This window comes from Vibrio marisflavi CECT 7928, assembly GCF_921294215.1.
Classification (GTDB): Bacteria; Pseudomonadota; Gammaproteobacteria; order Enterobacterales; family Vibrionaceae; genus Vibrio; species Vibrio marisflavi.
Map to the genome: position 1 here is coordinate 245,575 of NZ_CAKLDM010000001.1, position 18,880 is coordinate 264,454.

Annotated in this window: 17 protein-coding genes; 4 read left to right on the forward strand and 13 right to left on the reverse strand. The window is 42.6% G+C overall.

Annotated elements, in window-relative coordinates:
- Window positions 1-41: 41 nt before the first annotated feature.
- Window positions 42-1,190: an S-(hydroxymethyl)glutathione dehydrogenase/class III alcohol dehydrogenase gene (locus tag L7A31_RS01120; RefSeq protein WP_237359637.1), complete on the reverse strand. Its 1,149-nt coding sequence runs from the start codon at window positions 1,188-1,190 to the stop codon at window positions 42-44.
- A gap of 142 nt (window positions 1,191-1,332) precedes the next feature.
- Entirely contained in the window at window positions 1,333-1,917 is a 585-nt protein-coding gene (locus tag L7A31_RS01125) for a LysE family translocator (RefSeq protein ID WP_237359638.1), read from the reverse strand.
- A 110-nt stretch (window positions 1,918-2,027) separates the two neighbouring features.
- Here L7A31_RS01125 and L7A31_RS01130 point away from each other — a divergent pair, with 110 nt between their 5' ends.
- The 4 genes from L7A31_RS01130 to L7A31_RS01145 all read left to right on the forward strand — a co-directional run bounded on the left by L7A31_RS01130 (window position 2,028) and on the right by L7A31_RS01145 (window position 6,091).
- Window positions 2,028-2,468 carry an Lrp/AsnC family transcriptional regulator gene (locus L7A31_RS01130; RefSeq protein WP_237359639.1) on the forward strand — a complete coding sequence of 147 codons (441 nt, stop codon included), beginning with the start codon at window positions 2,028-2,030 and terminating at the stop codon, window positions 2,466-2,468.
- Between the two features lie 158 nt (window positions 2,469-2,626).
- Window positions 2,627-3,673 (forward strand): DUF3187 family protein, encoded by a 1,047-nt coding sequence (locus L7A31_RS01135; protein ID WP_237359640.1) that lies wholly within the window; start codon window positions 2,627-2,629, stop codon window positions 3,671-3,673.
- A gap of 163 nt (window positions 3,674-3,836) precedes the next feature.
- Window positions 3,837-4,376, forward strand: coding sequence for a heme NO-binding domain-containing protein (locus L7A31_RS01140; protein ID WP_237359641.1), 540 nt, complete (start codon window positions 3,837-3,839; stop codon window positions 4,374-4,376).
- 8 nt (window positions 4,377-4,384) lie between these two features.
- A complete protein-coding gene (locus tag L7A31_RS01145; protein WP_237359642.1) occupies window positions 4,385-6,091 on the forward strand; it encodes an ATP-binding protein in 1,707 nt (568 codons plus the stop codon).
- Between the two features lie 58 nt (window positions 6,092-6,149).
- On the opposite strand, the gene L7A31_RS01150 is transcribed toward L7A31_RS01145, so the two are convergent.
- The 11 genes from L7A31_RS01150 to L7A31_RS01200 all read right to left on the reverse strand — a co-directional run bounded on the left by L7A31_RS01150 (window position 6,150) and on the right by L7A31_RS01200 (window position 18,776).
- Window positions 6,150-6,785: a sugar transferase gene (locus L7A31_RS01150; protein ID WP_237359643.1), complete on the reverse strand. Its 636-nt coding sequence runs from the start codon at window positions 6,783-6,785 to the stop codon at window positions 6,150-6,152.
- An 11-nt stretch (window positions 6,786-6,796) separates the two neighbouring features.
- Complete coding sequence (locus tag L7A31_RS01155) at window positions 6,797-7,984, reverse strand: glycosyltransferase family 2 protein (RefSeq protein WP_237359644.1); 1,188 nt, start codon at window positions 7,982-7,984, stop codon at window positions 6,797-6,799.
- Window positions 7,978-9,084 carry a glycosyltransferase gene (locus L7A31_RS01160; protein WP_237359645.1) on the reverse strand — a complete coding sequence of 369 codons (1,107 nt, stop codon included), beginning with the start codon at window positions 9,082-9,084 and terminating at the stop codon, window positions 7,978-7,980. Before L7A31_RS01160 ends, L7A31_RS01155 begins: the two co-directional genes overlap by 7 nt.
- Before the next feature lie 206 nt (window positions 9,085-9,290).
- Entirely contained in the window at window positions 9,291-10,079 is a 789-nt protein-coding gene (locus L7A31_RS01165; protein WP_237359646.1) for a substrate-binding periplasmic protein, read from the reverse strand.
- A 121-nt stretch (window positions 10,080-10,200) separates the two neighbouring features.
- Window positions 10,201-11,628 (reverse strand): GumC family protein, encoded by a 1,428-nt coding sequence (locus L7A31_RS01170; protein WP_237359647.1) that lies wholly within the window; start codon window positions 11,626-11,628, stop codon window positions 10,201-10,203.
- The gene (locus L7A31_RS01175; RefSeq protein WP_237359648.1) at window positions 11,625-12,734 is read right to left on the reverse strand and encodes a glycosyltransferase; all 1,110 of its coding nucleotides are present in this window, start codon (window positions 12,732-12,734) and stop codon (window positions 11,625-11,627) included. Before L7A31_RS01175 ends, L7A31_RS01170 begins: the two co-directional genes overlap by 4 nt.
- Complete coding sequence (locus tag L7A31_RS01180) at window positions 12,727-13,467, reverse strand: acyltransferase (RefSeq protein WP_237359649.1); 741 nt, start codon at window positions 13,465-13,467, stop codon at window positions 12,727-12,729. Before L7A31_RS01180 ends, L7A31_RS01175 begins: the two co-directional genes overlap by 8 nt.
- Before the next feature lie 107 nt (window positions 13,468-13,574).
- Entirely contained in the window at window positions 13,575-14,930 is a 1,356-nt protein-coding gene (locus L7A31_RS01185) for an O-antigen ligase family protein (RefSeq protein ID WP_237359650.1), read from the reverse strand.
- Between the two features lie 9 nt (window positions 14,931-14,939).
- Complete coding sequence (locus L7A31_RS01190; RefSeq protein ID WP_237359651.1) at window positions 14,940-16,361, reverse strand: lipopolysaccharide biosynthesis protein; 1,422 nt, start codon at window positions 16,359-16,361, stop codon at window positions 14,940-14,942.
- Between the two features lie 16 nt (window positions 16,362-16,377).
- Window positions 16,378-17,571: a glycosyltransferase gene (locus L7A31_RS01195; protein ID WP_237359652.1), complete on the reverse strand. Its 1,194-nt coding sequence runs from the start codon at window positions 17,569-17,571 to the stop codon at window positions 16,378-16,380.
- Window positions 17,572-17,573: 2 nt separating this feature from the next.
- Entirely contained in the window at window positions 17,574-18,776 is a 1,203-nt protein-coding gene (locus L7A31_RS01200) for a glycosyltransferase family 4 protein (protein WP_237359653.1), read from the reverse strand.
- Window positions 18,777-18,880 lie beyond the last annotated feature (104 nt).

An 18,880-nucleotide genomic window follows, 5' to 3' on the forward strand; every position in this document is an offset into this window, starting at 1 on the left:
TCAAAGTGAAAGTGGGCAGCCCTTCTGCTACCCACATCTTGTTATTTATCCATGTGCACAACAGAGCGAATACTTTTCCCTTCGTGCATTAAGTCAAATGCAGAATTGATTTCATCCAAGCCCATGGTGTGTGTGATAAATTCTTGAAGCCCAAATTCGCCAGCAAGGTATTGTTCTACAATTCCAGGTAGTTCGCTGCGGCCTTTGACACCACCAAATGCTGTACCACGCCATACGCGACCAGTAACCAGCTGGAATGGGCGAGTGGAAATCTCTTGTCCAGCACCAGCGACACCAATGATGACTGACTCTCCCCAACCTTTGTGACAGCACTCAAGAGCTTGTCGCATGACATTAACATTGCCAATACACTCGAATGAGTAATCCACACCGCCGTCTGTTAACGCCACTATATACTCTTGGATAGGTTGGTCGATTTTCTTCGGGTTAATGACATCAGTAGCCCCTAATTGTTTGGCTAAATCAAACTTGCTTTCGTTAATATCAATACCGATGATTCGGCTAGCACCCGCCATTCGTGCTCCAATTATCGCTGATAGCCCAATACCACCTAAACCGAAGATAGCGACCGTATCGCCTTTTTCTACCTTGGCAGTATTAAGCACAGCTCCCATACCTGTAGTGACACCGCAACCGAGTAAGCACACTTCTTCCAATGGTGCGTCTTTATTGACTTTAGCTAACGATATTTCTGGTAGTACTGTGTACTCAGAGAAAGTCGAGCAACCCATGTAGTGGTAAACAGTTTCCCCATTTATCGAGAAGCGAGATGTGCCATCAGGCATTAACCCTTTGCCTTGCGTTTCTCTAACGGCTTGACAAAGGTTAGTTTTACCCGATTTACAGAACTTACACTCGCCACATTCTGCAGTGTAAAGAGGAATAACATGATCGCCTACTTCAACGCTGGTGACACCTTCGCCAACCATTTCAACGATACCGCCTCCTTCGTGACCTAAAATGGATGGAAAGATACCTTCTGGATCTTCACCTGAAAGCGTAAATGCGTCGGTATGGCACACTCCAGATGCCACGATGCGAATCAGTACTTCTCCTTTTTGAGGAAGCTGGACATCAACTTCTTCCATTTTGAGAGGTTCGCCCGCTGCCCAAGCGACAGCAGCTTTGGATTTGATAGATGTTTGACCGGGTTTCAGTTCGAGTGCCATTTTTGATTCCTTGTTATCTAGGCTGACATTGCTAGTTGATTCGTAGCTTATGGCACTAAGTATATATTTGATTTGTATGCAAGGAAGTAAAAAATTGGCAAGGTTGTGCATTGAAATAACTAGGGTCTATTGACCCTAGTAGTTACATCATTGGCAGGGTAGAGGCAACGAGAAGTCCAGCCATTACCCAGTTAAAATTTCTCACTTTAGTTGGACTGTTTAACCAGCGCTGGAGGTTCTTTCCTGCAACTGTCCAAAAACCAACATTGGGTAGGTTAACGACACAGAAAACGCAGGCAATGATCACTAAACCAAATATCGAAGCACTGTAGTTATATACGCTCACAGCAGTCAGAGCCATTGCCCAGCCCTTCGGGTTCACCCACTGAAAGCTTGCTGCACCTAAGAAGCTGAGTGGCTTATAATCGCATTTGTTTTGACTAGGTTTACTGGTCGCTATTTTGTAAGCCAGGTAGAACAAATAAGCTAAGCTGACGACTTTCAATACCTGATGGATAACAGGGTAGGTATGAAAAACTGTCGTTAAGCCCATGCCGACTAATATGACCATAAAAGCAAATCCAAACACGACACCAAGCATATGAGGAATCGTGCGAACAAACCCAACGTTCGCGCCTGAAGTCATCAACATAATGTTGTTTGGCCCGGGGGAAAAGGTAGTGACAAATGCAAATAGCGCGATAGCGCCTAATTGACCTAAATCCATTGTGATATTCCTGTGTTGTTTCATGTTGTAAAACCATGGTAATTGGAACTTGGAGCAATTTTGTGCTTTTATTGCTTTTGAAGTGCCCAAATGAACAATAAAGTTAACGAATGGATAAATTTGACGAAAGAATATTGCAAGAACTCAAATTAGACGGAAGAATCTCCAACGTTGAGCTCTCCAATGCGGTTGGGCTATCTCCGTCAGCGACTTTGCGCCGCGTGCAAGATTTAGAAAAGAAAAAAGTGATTAAAGGCTATCGAGCTGTGTTGGACAGAGATCAACTTGGAATTGGCTTTGCTGCTTATGTTTCGATTGGCTTAAATAGCCACACCAAAAAAGCACAGCTTGATTTCGAGGAGCATGTGCGTTTTGAAAAAGAAGTGGTGGAGTGCCACAACATCACTGGGGCCAACGAGTACCTTCTACGAGTAGAGACCGAAAATTTATCAGCTTACAAAAGATTTCATTCAGACGTATTAGGTGAGTGCAAATGGGTGAAGTCCATCTCAACTATGGTGGTTATGGATTCTCCGAAAGATGAAAGGTAAGGGATATACAGATTACCGTCATTTACACTGTAAAAAATTCTTGGACGATAAGCTGTACGTCACAGATAGCGTTAAAGTTTTGTGAAGTTTTGAATATTGCTTCTAAAATCTAAATAAAAATACGAGCTCTTAACACATTGAACTCAAATGGATTTTAGATGGAACGTCAAACAAGGATGAGAACGGTTCTGAGCGGGCTACTCAGCTCCCTTTGCATTTTTACGCCAAGCCTGATTTTTGCTGAAGAACTTCCAAATTGCGAAGAAGACGGAGTTCAAGCTGAATGTAAATCGTCGCGCCACTCTTCTCCATTCAGAACTTACGCAGCTTCTCCGCTTCAAGCATTAAGTTTAACCACACAACTGCGTTCTGCTGAGTTGGTTGACGATGCTGAAGTGTTCTTGGTGGGGAGCGTAGCGAGTGTATGGGCACAAGGTCGAGATATCCAGTTAGACTACTATCAAAACCAAGTGATGTCAGGAGTTGCTTGGCGTGTGAGCGAGTCTTGGAGTGCAGAGGTAAAGTATCAACTGGCGTGGTCAGCGAATAATCACCTCGATACGCTGACAATTGATTTCCATGACTTTGTTGGTATATCGCAAAACGGTAGACAGGATGAAGACAAACATCAAAACAACATCGATAGTAGCACTTACAATATAGCGATTAATGACTTTGACAGTGAGGTGATGGTCAATGCGGTGCATGGATATTTGCAGTGGCAGGCATTTCGCACATCACATCAAGCGTTCTCATTTGGCGCGACTTTATATTATAACAAGGTAAGTAACTCTCCGTTTGCCGCATCTACCTTTGACCAAGCTTTTCAAATCAACTATTCACTCTTTTATGGCGCAAGCTCATTTTTTACGACAATTGGTGGAACCTTACACTCTTCAGATGAGCACATATTTGAGACATTGCCAGTTAAAAGGTTCACTGGCGCATGGGCATTTGGCTATGGTTATCGTTTGGCTCGAAACCACGAATTAATGTTCGAATATCACGGCTACGAAGGCATGCTAGAGCACGACGAAGAATTTACAAAAGCCTCTCAAGAGGTTGTACTCGGTTATCGCTACTATCTAAAAGATTTAGCGCAGTTTGAGCTGTCTGCTACAGAGAATATCTATAACATGAGTAACTCTACTGACATCGTTTTTAGCCTTGGTATGAGGTTTTTCCTAGACTCTCTTTCTGGGTGACGAGTGTTGTTCACCTTTTGCTTCAAGAGCTGTTGTGTCGCATAGCTAGGAGTGCTCTCAATCAATAAATGAAACGATATGAAAATAGTTGTTTCGTTTGTAAAATTAGAGGCTTGTGTCGATACTTCAAGAACATAGTATTGAATAGGGATGATGGTCCAAAATGAAAGGAATCATATTCACAGAGTTTCTAGAATTGGTTGAGGCGAAGTTCGGCATTGAAGTGTTAGAAAATATGCTGGAGATGTCTGATGATACAGGAGTGTATACCGCTGTCGGAAGTTATGATCACAAAGATCTTGTAAACTTAATTGTATCGCTGAGTAAGTTAACTAAAGTTGCTGTGGAAGATCTACAGCAGGTTTTTGGCCGTGCTGTTTTTATGAATTTATACAAAAGCTTGCGTAACAGCGCACCTATTGTAGATTGCAAAACGACCTTTCAATTTTTACGTCAAGTAGAAAACTACATACATATCGAAGTTAAAAAGCTTTATCCAGATGCTAACCCTCCGAAATTTAACTTTCTTTCCGAATCAGAATCTACTTTAGAGTTCGACTATCACAGTGCTCGTTGCATGTCCCATGTGTGTCTTGGTCTCGTGCAAGGCTGTGCTGACAAACTGGACGAAACCTTGGATATAAAAATGACTAACCAAGTGGATGATGGTAGCCATGTTCGTTTCAATTTGTCTGTCGTTTAGAGGGTGTTATGGCTGGTAATTCTCCCTTAGAGCGAAAGTTAGAGCGAGAGAAAGCTGCGAGAAAAGAAGCGGAAAAGTTACTGGATAATAAATCTAGGGAGCTTTACGAGTCCAATCAGCACCTAGAAATGGCATTGAGACACCTAAAGAAGCAAACGTTAAGTGACCTAAAAAAGTTTGAGTTCGAGGAATTAATTGATAGAACTCTTATCCAATTTGGTCGATCATTTTTGTCTCACCAGCTTGATGAAGCTCAGATTCGCACTTTCTTGACGACTCTGTCTAGCGCAGAGGTGATCGCTTCTACTTACCTACGTCTTGATGTAGATGTGTTACCAGACTTGCCTGTCTGCGAGTATGGTATTAAACCGTTCGTTGAAAACCTTGGTCAGCATCTAGAAGACAGTAAAGAAACCGTGTTTTGGTTAGAAGATGTTTTGCATATTCCTATCAATATTGATTCCGAATTTGTGGGAGAGCTGCTTTTTAAAATTAGTTTAGGTGAGATTAAAAGAGAGTTTGTTGTCAGTCAGATGGAGCTTGTAGCAGAGCTGTTTTGCAGTGCAATTAGCAGGCAAAAAATGATCACAGCTACAATTGAAGCTCGAAAACGGGCAGAAAGCTCGGAGAAGTCGATCAAAGAGTTTGTAGCGATGATTAACCACGAACTACGTACACCTTTGAATGGATTACTTGGGAGTGCTGAGTTGTTGTCAGGTACGCAATTAAGCCCGCAACAAGGAAACTATTTGACCAACTTAAAATCTTCAGGCGACTTATTGCGTGCCATCATCAATGACTTACTAGATTTTAGCAAGATGAGTGCAGATATGATGGAGCTCATCCCCAGTAAGTTTGGTTGGACACAGCTTGAATCCATGCTTACGGGAATATTTTCGATAAAAGCAGCTGAGCAGCAAATAGAGTTTAATATCGAAAAAGAAAGTGCTATCCCAACGCACTTCATTGGAGATTTTGAAAGAGTCAGCCAAGTGTTAGTTAATATTGTCGGTAACGCTATTAAGTTTACTGAGAAAGGTAGCGTTGATTTAAGTTTTGCTTGGGAGATGACTGTTCTTAAGTGCCAAGTAAAAGATACCGGTATTGGAATACCGAAAGATGCGCAGCCAAACCTGTTCAACCCTTTTGTCCAAGCCGATCGTTCGAGCAACCGCCATCATGAAGGAACGGGTCTTGGACTCGCAATATGTAAACAGCTTATCGATTTGATGCACGGTAGTATCTCATTCGATAGCGAGCCGGGATCAGGTACAACCTTTTATCTATCCATACCCTTGATCGTGTCTGAGGATGACGAAGAGCTTGAATTGGTCGGGCCTTCAGATACAAAAGATATTGATCAACTTTCAATATTGGTTGTTGATGATATTCGAATGAACCAAATCATCATCAACCAAATGCTGCAGAAATTAGATATAAGGCCTGACATTTCAAACAATGGAGTGGAGGCAATCGAAGCGGTAGAAAATAACAGTTATGACATCATCTTTATGGATTGTCGTATGCCTGAAATGGATGGCTTTGAAGCGACAGAAATGCTCAGAAAGAAAGGTTATGAGACGCCAATTATTGCTCTTACAGCCGCGACAACACTGTCAGAAAGAGAGCGCTGTGTGGAGTGTGGTATGAATGATATTTTGACTAAGCCGTATACAGGTCAAGATTTACAGGAAATGCTTAGAAAATGGAGTTAGTGAAGTTGAATGCAAGAGAATTTGGGGGAAGTAAATTCTCTTGCAAATACCAAAGCACCTATCTTCCTCGTCCATCAACCATTACCAATAGTGTTTGCGAGATAATCTTCATATCTGTCCAAAACCAGTTGCTCAATGAGTTAAGAGACAATGCGTAACTGTGGTCGAACGCTACTTTTCTTCTGACATCATCAATACAAGTATCATAACCCTGATTAACTTGAGCTAAGCCGGTTATTCCTGGCAAGACACCATATGTCCTATCAGCAAAATACGGAATAGCCGTTTCCAGCTTATTGTAAAAGCCAGGGCGCTCAGGTCTTGGGCCAATAAGCGACATGTCACCTGCAATTACATTGAAAAGTTGAGGTATTTCATCAAGGCGAGTTTTACGTAAGAAACGACCGACTGGCGTGATTCTAGGGTCATCTTCTGTTGCCCAAATTGCCCCTGTTTTCGCTTCAGCATCTTGGTACATAGTTCTAAACTTGATGATTTCGAATAGCACCATTTTGCTTGGCGTTGATTTCCCTACTCTCAGTTGCTTGTAGAATACCGGACCAGCAGATGTCATCTTGATGGCAATTGCTATCAATGGCATCAGTGGCAATAGCATTAGAATAGCAGCACTAGCCCCAAATAAATCCAATAAACGTTTTGCTATCCATGTTGGTTTAATTGTTAAGTTACTCATATCTTCCTTCCTTATTGATTTATTCGTGACCAGCGCTCAGATTCCATCCCCAATAGATATCTAAGTCCGCCTATCAAGTTTGCGTAGTGGCCGGTAATCATATACGCGATCAACTGACACAGTTTTATTGAGCTCATTGCAGGTATAAAAGTATTTGCAATCGCAATGGCATAACACACTACCTGCAATAGCAGAGCAGCTAAAAAGATGGGTTGAGTAGCAAGAACGGCAGATATTGTTAGACAACCTATCATCAAATACGGTGTAACAAGCCTCAGTCCTTTACCTGATAGAAAAGCAAACGCGACACCTTTGTATTTTGGCTTAAACATGCTCGCCAATCTGATGACTTGCTGCATGTTACCTGCAGAGATTCTGAGTCGACGCTTGAAGTCGTTTGAGCAACTGGTCGCTTCCATTTCTACGGCGACCATTCTTTCTTCATGCTTTGCGATAAAACCTTGTTTAACGATCTGCATTGGTAAAACGAAATCATCGTTGATCGTGTTGCTTTTTAAAGGTGTGAATAGTCGCGTACGGAAGAGATAGAAGGCACCATGTGCACCCAGAGTGGAGCCTAACGTTGCTTCACGTTGCTTAATCTTTGATTGGTACTTCCAGTAATCCAGCTCTCCTTGATTTGCTGAGTCTAAAACTTGATAGCTAGAGTTCACCACACCCGTTCGCTCAGTTTTGAAGTGCTCTTCTGCAATAATGAGTGCGTCAATGGAAATAAGCGCTGATACATCACTCAAGCCAGTAATATCTGAATCGATGTACTGCATGTGGTGATTGAGTAAAGCAACTTTGCCGCGATTCTTACGATGGACATGTATTTCAAATAATGTTTCGCAGCAGGCTGCTTCTTGAATTGTAGCTTGAGCTATTTCTGCTGTTTGATCAGTACAACCATCACACGCGATAATTACTTTTAATCGATTGGTTGGATAATCGAGCGTTGCTAAGTTTCGGATCTTATCTGCTATCCATCTTTCTTCATTGTATGCAGGGACAACAATCGTTATCGATGGTCTTTGGTTGTCTTGGGCCTGATCGCGATACCCTCTGCTACGAATTACCACTGGACTTTCAGGATGCCTTTTTGAATACCAAGACAGGAACAGTGGGTAAATTGCGTGATGATAAACAATTAAGAATGAGCAAATGACAAAAGCGCAAATCAAGAAAATGTTTAACATGATAGTGCCTCCGACATGATCGACTGATACGCATCTACCATATGCCTTACATCGTGCTGGCCTAAAACAAATTCTCTTGGTAAGAACGCCAGTGGTGTTTCCAATGTTTCGAAAATGATTTCCGCGAGCTCAGCAGAGTTATTGACTTCAAAATGTTTTCCAGTTTTTGGGCAAAGTGTTTCTTTGCAAGCGCCTACATCTGAAACGACAGCCCTAATGTTGCAGGCTTGAGCCTCCAACGAAGACAGAGGAAACCCTTCCATTCGGGAAGGTAAGCAAAATAAATCGAGAGCTTGGTAGAAGCTTGCCATATCTTCAACCAAGCCTAAGAATATAACTCGATCTTCAACGGCTAATTTCTTAGCTAGGGACTTTAGGTTGTCCACCTCGCTTCCGTGTCCTGCAATGGCGAGTGTTACGTGGGCTGGTAGGCGGGATAGGGCTTTGATCATTACATCTTGGCCTTTGACTTTTTCTATGCGTCCAGCGCAGCCGATGATACGAGCTGAAAGAGGAAGGCCAAACTTAAGTCGAGCATTTTTTTGGCAACCCGGTCGGAATTTTTCACAGTCGATACCATTTTTGATGGTGACAGTATTGTGATAATCAAACTGGGATTTAAGTGCTTTGCTGACATAGTCCGCATCACCTACTAGTACAGGCTTTACAGCTTTTAAAGCCATTTTTTGAATCTTGACGTGCTTTTTGTTGCTCAAGTGCCAAACATCGTGTTCGGTGTGTATTCGGCAAGGGACGCCACTAATTAATGCGGCAGCCCCAGCATAGAGAAGCGGGCCAATGTGGTGAGTATGTACTGTATCCGGTTTAATGGTTGAAAAAATCTTTGCGAGGGTCAGAACAATATCAGGTTGCACGCCAGACTTTTTTTCCAAGAACATAATGTTGTCACTGAAAGCTTTGAGCTTTGGCCAGTTTGCAATCGCTTGCTGCTTCTCACCTTCTAAGCTGAGCACTAGGACCTGAGCATTGGATGCTGCAAACCGAATCAAATCTAACGCTAGTGTTTCAATTCCACCGGGAGCTAAGTGCTGAACGACATGAACGATTTTAAAATTTTTCACCATTTCGTTTTGCTTCATGAATACCTCGAGTATTAGTAAAAAGTGCTTGTTTTACTCGATATTTCACGAAACGTGCCAATGATGAAATGGTTTTTATTTCAGTTGGTTACTGGATTTTTGTTCTCAGATTGTTGCTTAGTCTAAATATGAGAGTCTAAATGAAATACAATTTAAGAATACGTAGAGCTTATAGAAGGTTTCAGTTGTTGAGACAGAGAGGTACGTTACTCATAACCTTCCAAAAATTTCTTCAATTGACCACTTTTACGTAGCTTAACCACCCCAGTATCCAGTATTTCTTTTAGCTGTTTGGCTTGCGGGTATTCTTTGGAGATAAGAATGAAGTTATCGTTAGTCGGTGCTCCTGGAATTGTTTTTGTGATTAGCACACCTTGAGATAGGTAATCGACGCCTTGTTCAATTTTAAATCCAATCATTATTTCGTAGTGAGTGACGAATACCTGGCATCGACCAGCTACTGTTTTCATCACTAGTTGATTGAATGATTTCGCCGAGCGATCAACCCGATTGCTATCGAGGCCGACGCCATCGTAGTTGAAACCATGTACACCGCATAGATGGTATTTTTCTAGATCCTTTACATTGCTAATTTGTAAGCCATCTGGAAATTGTTTTTTGGAATAAATGTAGACAGGAGTGAGAGAGTAATAGCTATCGGTAAAGATAAAGTTGCGTTTTCTTTCTTCACTGAAGGTTGCACTAAGAGCCGCGTCATATAGGCCGATTTTTGTGCCTTCAACACAACGCTTCCAAACGGGCATTGCTATGGTGTATTTAATATTCTTGGGTCCTAGGATAGCGTTAAGTACGTCTACGTCATACCCAATAACCTCTCCATCTTTCTTGTAGGTGTACGGTGGCCAGCCACCGCCATCACCGCAGAACTTAATAGCCTGTTTGATCTCGGCAAAGCTAGTAGGGACAAAGGAAAAAAGTAGCGAAAAAATTAACGTTATCTTAAATAGTTGAAATTGTTTTTTTTTGGTATCCATACCGATGCTATTAGAAAATGCTAAATACTATCAGTATATTCTATTCTTATAATTCTGCCGTAACTCTGCGGACATTGGTAAGTATCCTCTGGAGGGAGGAGTGTCATTATCGATATAGTGTCTACGTGGTAATCTTTGGTATCACAGTAATGACGGGAGCTTCGGTTAACTTATATAACTCATCAGGCCTGCGGACTGATGTATCGAATAGCTCAAATAATGTTGCTAAGCCGCAGCCAAGTGCGATTCCTGCAAATAGGCCAGCGATGATGAAAATCGCCGTAGGGAGGTTGGACGGAGCGCTAGGCGTGTAGGGTAAATCGATTATTTTTACTCGCTTATTTTGTTCAAATACACCCAACGATCCGGTTAACTGTGCCATTTCATAGCGTTCAATTAACTCATCGTAAAGCCTTCTCTTTATCTTTGCATCTCGCTCTAAGCGCAGTAACTCTTTCGCATTGTCACCAAAGTTATTTGCCTTTGACTCTAAATCAGAAATCATTTTTCTTAGGCTTTTGGTTTCTTCTTTAAGAGCCTCGAAACGGCTTCTGACCAATTGCAGACTATGTAGCTGAGTGACAAGCAGAGGCTGAGTTTCAGAGAAATCTGAAATAGAGGTGCTACTTGCTATATCCCACAGCTTGTCGCTGGTTAAGTTTGGTCTTTCTACTTTGAGTAAGAGTGCACGTTCACTTTCGAGTCGACTAAGTTCACGTTGTTTGGCTTGTACGGCACTATGATTCTCTGTGTATTTGGCTTGTAGCAAGGTCAGTTCACTGCGTATATTAATGATCTGATCTTCAATTTTGCCCACAACAGGGTTGGTCTTGGACATCTGCTCATCTAAGCTGCCTAAGCTTTTTTCTACCCCCGCGAGCTCAGCTTCTTTTTCTGATAGGTTTTGCTTTAAAGAAGCCAGTCTAGCTAAACTCTGAGTCTGCATCTCGGGGGTGACGCCAGAGTTTTGGTTCTTATAGTCAGCAAGTTTGGACTCGGCGATGTCAAGCTCATTTCTACGCTTTTCAATGTGATAAGTTAAAAACTCGCTGGAATCTTTAATAGAAGAACGTTCTGGTGCGAGAAGCTGTTCAATAAAGTGGTCGCTCACTGATTGCAACAGCTCTTTCATTCCATCAGCTTTGTTGGATATTAGCTCGATTTTTAAAAAATCTTTTCCAGCCTGAGATACGGTAATACTCGAAGATATTTTTTGAATAACATGTTCGACTTCCTGTGGAGTCATATCATCGGTGATGAGCTTTCTCTCTACACCCACTGATTTTAATACATGCCTACTTTTCAGCAGCGTGCGCAAAGCATTCAATCTGTCTTTAAGCATTGTTGAAACCGCAATATCTTCCAAAAATGGGTTCATCTTGGCAGTCTCTTGTATCAACATGCTGGTATGAGCGTGATATTTTGTTGGTGCCAGCTTGCCGATGATAAAGCCGACAATTGGCAGTATTAATATTGGTATCACGATCATATAGCGGCGTCGCCATGCTGAACAAAGGATAATGATCAGTCGGTATTTGAGTTCACTCATAGACTCTCCAATAGCACATTTACTACTTGGGCACGAGAATCCCAGCTGTGTTCGTTCACTAAGTCTTCACAGTGATTTACTTGGCCTACTACGTTAGATAGCTCAGTAGAAAAGCCTTGTGCAGTTTGGGCGACGTTCACGTGTGGTGAATACACTTCTAAGGCGGGAAATGGTGTCGCTATTATCGGTGTTTTTGCCGCTAAATATTCGAGGAGTTTTAATGGGTTGCAGGCTCGAATTTGTTCATTTAGCTTAAATGGGATCAAACTTGCATCCCAGTGCTGACTGTAGCTGGGTAACTCTTGGTGAGCTTTCGGCCCTAAATAGTGAACATTTTTTAGCTGAGGTAAAGGGTAGTATGTCAGCTCATTGGGTCCAATAAATACGAACTCCCAGTCAGATCTGGCTCTGCATACTTGGTTGATTAGCTCGTAATCCAGCCATTTTGATAGGCTGCCGTAGAATCCAGCGATGGGCTTACCTGTGTTTGGAAGATCATTTGCTCTGGGTGCTTTTTTTGAAAACAAGTCCACGTCAACGCCGTGGGGGAGGTATGCAGTTTTTTCTTCAGGGAACTTAGCGTATAAGTTTTTACTTGCTGCCAAAATTAGGTTTGCTTTGCGGGTTAATCTACGCTCGTGCGCCGAGACAACGTTATGATCAACACCTGCGAGAGAAGAAAAATCATCGCCACAATAATACACTACAGAGTGCTCGCCTAAGTGACCAGCTAGGTCAGCAGCAGTGGGCAGAGAGGTCCACAAAATAGGTTGGCGAATGCAGCGCTTTTCCAAAATCGGCCCGAGTTGTTGCAGCATTAGTGTCCTTGCTAGCTTTCTGGCTACCCGTGACTCAGGAGCAGGAATTGTTTTGATGTTGATAACTTCAATGTTAGGTTCAACGTTGATTGTCTGATAGCCACGTTTGCTATTGCCAAACAGTTTGTTAAATGCTCTAGAAATGTCATTTACATTCAATCTAGGCTTTCTCAACCCAATAGAGTTAATCCAAATGACGCGGCGAGTCTTAGATAGCCTAGCCACAATGTGCTGGGTACTAGATGGCAGGCCACCAAAGTCTTCACCAAATACAATAAGATCACGCATAATGCTTCTCCTCACTGTATGGTTTTTCTATAGAACGTATGACCTTAGCTGGGTTGCCAGCCGCTATAACAAACGGGGGCAGATCTCCCGTGACGACACTTCCAGCTGCGACAATGGTTCCCTCACCGATAGTGACTCCATGCTTAACACTGACGTTGGTACATAGCCAAACATCTCGGCGCAATACAATGTTACCGACTTGCCACTCATCGTCCGGCTCCCCTAGGGCTCTTCGATTCGCATCAAGTGGGTGACCTGAGTAGCCAAATAGAAAAGCTCTTCCCGCGATTCGTACATTGTCTTCAATAATGACTTTTTGGCCGACCGCAATGGTTGTTTGCCAGCCGATGTCGACATTAGATCCAATAGAGAGGGACGGGGGAGTGGAATGAGTTCTACCACTTAACGTTGTTTGGCCAGAGATACGACAGTTATCACCAACAGTGATTCTTAGTGGTCCTGAAACATAGGGTAAACCTCCGTATAGAAAAAGGTGTTTCCCATAATGAGAAAGGCGACCTTTAAATGCTGGGGTATATAAAGCTATTCTGGCCGTAGTATTGATTAAGTTTGATATAAATTTATATAAAAAATAGAAGCTTATGTTCACAACCTGTGGTGTGGGAATTTCCAAACTGCGAGTCTTTTTCAGAATGAGAAATACATTGCGATAAAACTTGTTTGGGTGGTTTTTTAGCCAAAATTTTAAGTCGTTGATATATCCTGCCAGCATTATTATTCATCCTATTTTGAATTTAATGCTAACTACTTCAATGATTGTGCCACATAGAATAAATCAATAAATACAATGCGTTAACTTGTTAGATGGGCTGGGTTGTATTATTGATTCTCATTTTGACAATGAATTTGCTCAAGCTTTGCTACAGCAACAGTGAGCGCGGCGAGTATATAAATTGGCCAGTTGAAGCCTTGAGTAAGAAAGGTCCCCGAGACTATGATGCCCATAAGCCCAGCATAAACAGAGTTAGCTGAAGCAATCAGATAAGGGGAGTAATTCTTATCTGAGCTCAGTGCTTTGAGGGTTGCTCGAGAGGTGCGAATGAGTGAGCCGATAAAGCAGACAAAAATGATAAGCCCCAAGATACCAGTTTCGGCTAAAACACCAAACCAAGTGCTGTGTACTGCGTGGTTGAGCCCATCCCAGTGGGAGCTGTAGAAGTAGTAATTTGCGTAGAAGTTATTAAGGCCAACACCAGTCAATGGGTTGTCGACCGCCATGCCAATGGCGGCTTCCCACGCATACAGGCGTCCCATTGCAGAGGCGTCAATACCTTCTTCTGCCGCGCCGCCAGAAGCTCTGTCTGATATTCCTGCAGCAGCAAATAGGATGGTCGCTGCGAGCAAGCCTAAACAGATTAGTAACGCTTTCGAGCGAATCATTTTGATTGCAAAAATGCCAAATACTGCGAGTGAGCCTAGCAAACCGCCTCGGCTTTGTGTTGCAATTACAGCAGCCATCAAAGCAACCGATACTAATAGGCTCAATATTCTTGTTGGGGTCTTGATTCCTTTGGTAGAGGCCATGCCTATGGAAAAAGCAAGCGGAAACATCAATACCAGAGAAAGGTCATTTGGGTCGCCAAGCATTGAACCTAAATCTCGCCCAATCGTTACCCTTGTCCCTTCAACCATTCCGATACCGTTCACCGAATTGAATAGGGCGACGCTGGCGATCAAAAGCCCGGAAAGTACAATTAAAAATGACATATGCCCAAGCTTCTTGTCAGAGTCGACCAACCAAGTGATGGCGAGTGTCATCACGATGATTTTCCAATAGATTTCTTTGAAGCTTTTGATAGCCATGCCGATGTTCGAGGCGAATACGATACCCAAGATTACGAGCACCCAGAATACGGCTAACCATGTTAATGAGTGATGCCAGTATATGGTGAGCTTTCGACTTATCATGCTGTGCCAAAGCAACGCGAACAGTGCTCCCATAGACAGTAGTAGAGGGATCTTTAAAGAGTAAAGCGCTGGGATGGCCTCATGTATTCTAAAGAAGGAGAAGAGGACAAACAGCGTCACCAGCCAAAACGTTTGGCTCAATACAAACATGAGGCCAAGGGGTAAACAAGCAAGCACAATCACCACAAGAGGGTGTGGTACAAAGTGCCACACTATTGCGATGAGAAAAATCGCTACAAAGATGAATAAGTGCTGTGCTTGGGCCATATCGACTTCCTAAGTTAAACGTGGAAGGCGATTACTTAGAAGCTGGTACAGAGCGTCTCGTTTGAAGTACCAACATGTACCGGACACTGCTGCCAACAAACATACGACTAGAAGAATGAGGCCAATCACCGTTGTTATCCATTGAGTTAACCCGAGTATGAATACAGCCATACACATACTTGCGACTATTCGTAAGTATTGATAGGGAATTGAATAAACGTATTGGCTAAAGTACGTAATAAGTGCCAAACGTATTGCCTGGGCGGAAATGATTGAGATTATGACGCCCCAAACACCAAGTGATAGCGTTATCCAGCATAGAGACAATCCGACCGCAGTACTCGATATATTAATTGCTAGCAACCAATGCGTCTTTTTCTGATATAGAAGGCCGATATTAATCAGATCGGATATCTCTTTTAGCATTGCCATAAATATGGTGCCAATGACTAGAGCACATGCGCTTGCGTACACGTCAGGCAGCGCGACTCTTATTACTAACTGAGCACCAATGCCAACCAAAACAGCGAGGCTACATACATAGAATATACCTAGTTCGGTAATCATAGACGCCTTGTGTACGCCACTATGATTGAGGGTTTCAAAGCGCTTTGGCATCCACCACATGCCAAACGGTTGAACCAAAATACACATGGCTAGCGCAAATTTTGCAGCGATAGCGTATAAGCCAAGTGTTTCTAAAGAGCTGCTGTAGGCAATAAACCAACGTTCCGCACCATTTAACCCAAATGCAACCAGCGCGGATAGCATTAAAGGCAAAGAGTAGATGAAATATTTCTTTAGCTCACCGTAGCTTGGCAAAACCGGTTTAAATTGATTGATGCAGTGCAGAATTAGGAACTGAACAAATGTAGCAAATACCCCTGCGGCAAATATGGAAGTAACCTCTGGTTTAGTCATCAGTACGGTGAGGATCAAAGTTACTTGAAGAACCGTACAAACCACGCTGACTTTAAGAAATGTCATGGCTTTATCTTGCATCCTAAGCCAGGCTGTACTGATGGCTAAGGCACTCTCAAAAAGCAACACCACAACGACCAAAATAAGCTGGTACTCTGTAAACATAGTCAGATGATGTTTGAGCTGTTGAATCAACCAAATAAGCGCTAAACAAAGCACAGCTGAAATGACAAGGCATGAATAATATATCGATGCAGTTTGACTTAGCCTTTGAGGAGCACTTTTTATTGCGCCCACGAATCGATATAGATTTTCGTGCATAGATAAGCCGACTAAAAGACACAAAAATGCAGTTGTTGTAGCGAGAAGTTCTAATTCTCCCAGTTGAGTTGGGGATAAGTAATTGGCCATTACAGGTAGCATCAGTAGAGAGACACCTTTCATTAGGAATAGGCTAACAGCGTAAATGCTCATGCTTTTAAAGGCGGAAAGGTCTAGTTGCTTCATCATCGTTTCCCTCACTCCTTTATGAACGCTCAGCGTTGACTGGGTTAAGAGCACTACTTGAAGGCTGCTCGCATGGAGCCTCGATACAATGTGCTATCGCGAGGTATCTGCTTTCTGCTTGGTATTCTAGAGCAACTTGTAAGGCATTTTGGCTGAGTTGTTCCATCATGTTTCTATCATTAAGTAGCAGGTAAATAGCGGTGCATAGCGATACAGGGTCTTCAGCTTTGTATTTAATACATTGCTGAAAATCGGTGAGAGTCTTGGACCAATAAGAGTCATCATCTGGAAGAATGACGCACATGCCAGCGGCGAGAGCTTCTAGAATAGATAAGCCGAAAGGCTCATTGGTACTGGTTGAAATGAAGATATTGCTTTTGCTACGTATATCATCTAGGCACTCAGGGTCTTCATACCATCTGAAGTGGCTGATGTTTTGCGGTGCTTGCGATACGGGAAGAGAAATATCTTTTGGTCGAATGAAGCACACATTTGCTATTAAGGGGTGGGTAGGATGGATGAGCTTTGCGGCGGTAATCAGTTTGTCTAAGCCTTTCCATTTCAGTAGAGATGCACACCAGAAGATAGTAGGCAGCACCATTTGGCATCGTGTTGGCCAGTTTTGCTGACTGATGCCATTTACAAATACGTGATAGTTAGAGTGGGATGCAACCCACGAACTTAAGCTAGATGCGTCTATGTTGCGAAACTTGGCCTGATAGTAGGTATTTAACGCCGTCAGCATCGATGGCCGAGCAGATTGCAAATAAAACACATGATCAGCATTCGAAAGGCAGTAACCTATCGAACGTGAATTGCCTACTGGCCCGTGAATTAGCTGGATAATTTGTTTTGAAAGAAGCTTACCTAGAAAGTAGATAGGCATGTCAATGCCCGGGCCCGACGCCCCGATGAGCTTATCGACTTTTTGCATGAAGCAGAGATTAAATAGCAGTATGACAAAGTAAAAAAGTTGATTTATCCAGTATGCAGCACCGTGTTGAGCACTTGATAAGACTTTTATCGTTGGCAGTCTAACGATAGTCATGTTGTGATGGCCAGAGTGCTGCCAAGACTCAGGGTTGGCAGTCACAATGGTAAATTTCGCGTTCTCAGGCTGACAAACTAACAGTGCTTCTAACGTTGCGATTTTTGATCCGCCTTTGAAACGAATAGGATCAAATAGCAAGCTATGGATCGTTGGATTACTCATAACTAACTCCCAATCGCAAATCGGTTGACGAAATAGGTTTTGATCGGACTTAATCCTCGTAGCCAAGAGCTTTGTACAGGGGAAGGGTTGGTTAGCAATGAGGTGTATATACGTTCAATTTTGCTTGTATTAATGGAGATTTGATAATTGTCGAGAATATGCTGTTGCGCATTTTGAGCAATTTCATCAGACAGTTCTCGCTCTGACAATACGCGCTCCATTGCTTGATATATCGGGCGAATGCCGGAGTTTTTATACAAAATTGCATTTTTTTCATGAGTTAATATTTCAGTAATGCCGCCCTCGATTGGCGCAACTATCGGTAGCTTGGCTAGTGCAGCTTCTACAAACACAAGCCCAAAAGCTTCCCGTCGCGCTCCACTAACATATCCATCGCACCCTTTTAGCCAAGCGAAAACGTTGTTTTGTTCTCCGATAAAATGGACATTGCGAGAGATTCTTAAATAGTCGGTCATGTGTTCTAAGTGGTTTCTTAAGGAACCATCACCAACTACGAGCAAATGGGTATTTGGTTTTTCAACGAGAACGTGTTTTAACGCTGAAAATACTCTGTCCAGCCCTTTTCGATGAATCAATGAGCCAACTGTGGCAAAGACGAACTGATCGTCACTTAAACCTAAGTGCTGTTTCACATCTATCGGCTTTTGATCTGATAAGCGAGATATATTTACTCCATTGTGAACAACAGACAAATTGTGGCTTGGATAGCCATCTTGCAGCAAGTGCTCACTGATAGCTTTACTTACTGTAATGATATGTGGCGAGTGGTGTAGCCCTAGCGTTAGCCTATCCCTTGCAGGGTAATCAGAGTGAAGCTGAGTGACCAATGGAATCCCTTCTTTCTTAGCTGCTGGAACCATCCATTGGCAAGGTGCTGCGCTATTTACATGGATTAAATCAATGTCGTGTAAGCGAATGTAAGAGCGAGCTTTACGAATAAGTGCTCTCCAGCCTGAAATGTTCCATCTAGGAGCGGTCCAGCCGAATAGAATTGGGAATTCGTTCAGCTTACTATGGAAGCCTAGCTTACTGAGTTCAAAATGAAGACAGTGGCTATTGGTCCAAATGATTGGCGTGAACCTTGTTTTATCTAAGCTAGTGACTAAATCTAATAAACATCTCTCACTGCCACGAATCCAGTTACCACCATAGTGTACCAACAGAACATTTTGCGGCTTACTCATACTCACTATCTCCTTATATGTGTTTGTATATTAGAGATAGCAAGCTGAGTGCCAATAGTTAATTCTGTTTAAAGTGTTGATTTGTAATAATTTTATTTTGTTGG

Bases quoted from the DNA above. Each gene is read 5' to 3' on its own strand.
- L7A31_RS01195 (WP_237359652.1), bottom strand. From the start codon at position 17,571: ATGAGTAATCCAACGATCCATAGCTTGCTATTTGATCCTATTCGTTTC.
- L7A31_RS01130 (WP_237359639.1), top strand. From the start codon at position 2,028: ATGGATAAATTTGACGAAAGAATATTGCAAGAACTCAAATTAGACGGA.
- L7A31_RS01180 (WP_237359649.1), bottom strand. From the start codon at position 13,467: ATGCTGGCAGGATATATCAACGACTTAAAATTTTGGCTAAAAAACCAC.
- L7A31_RS01140 (WP_237359641.1), top strand. From the start codon at position 3,837: ATGAAAGGAATCATATTCACAGAGTTTCTAGAATTGGTTGAGGCGAAG.
- L7A31_RS01145 (WP_237359642.1), top strand. From the start codon at position 4,385: ATGGCTGGTAATTCTCCCTTAGAGCGAAAGTTAGAGCGAGAGAAAGCT.
- L7A31_RS01165 (WP_237359646.1), bottom strand. From the start codon at position 10,079: ATGGATACCAAAAAAAAACAATTTCAACTATTTAAGATAACGTTAATT.
- L7A31_RS01190 (WP_237359651.1), bottom strand. From the start codon at position 16,361: ATGATGAAGCAACTAGACCTTTCCGCCTTTAAAAGCATGAGCATTTAC.
- L7A31_RS01160 (WP_237359645.1), bottom strand. From the start codon at position 9,084: ATGAAGCAAAACGAAATGGTGAAAAATTTTAAAATCGTTCATGTCGTT.
- L7A31_RS01175 (WP_237359648.1), bottom strand. From the start codon at position 12,734: ATGCGTGATCTTATTGTATTTGGTGAAGACTTTGGTGGCCTGCCATCT.
- L7A31_RS01120 (WP_237359637.1), bottom strand. From the start codon at position 1,190: ATGGCACTCGAACTGAAACCCGGTCAAACATCTATCAAATCCAAAGCT.
- L7A31_RS01135 (WP_237359640.1), top strand. From the start codon at position 2,627: ATGGAACGTCAAACAAGGATGAGAACGGTTCTGAGCGGGCTACTCAGC.
- L7A31_RS01170 (WP_237359647.1), bottom strand. From the start codon at position 11,628: ATGAGTGAACTCAAATACCGACTGATCATTATCCTTTGTTCAGCATGG.
- L7A31_RS01155 (WP_237359644.1), bottom strand. From the start codon at position 7,984: ATGTTAAACATTTTCTTGATTTGCGCTTTTGTCATTTGCTCATTCTTA.
- L7A31_RS01200 (WP_237359653.1), bottom strand. From the start codon at position 18,776: ATGAGTAAGCCGCAAAATGTTCTGTTGGTACACTATGGTGGTAACTGG.
- L7A31_RS01125 (WP_237359638.1), bottom strand. From the start codon at position 1,917: ATGGATTTAGGTCAATTAGGCGCTATCGCGCTATTTGCATTTGTCACT.
- L7A31_RS01150 (WP_237359643.1), bottom strand. From the start codon at position 6,785: ATGAGTAACTTAACAATTAAACCAACATGGATAGCAAAACGTTTATTG.
- L7A31_RS01185 (WP_237359650.1), bottom strand. From the start codon at position 14,930: ATGGCCCAAGCACAGCACTTATTCATCTTTGTAGCGATTTTTCTCATC.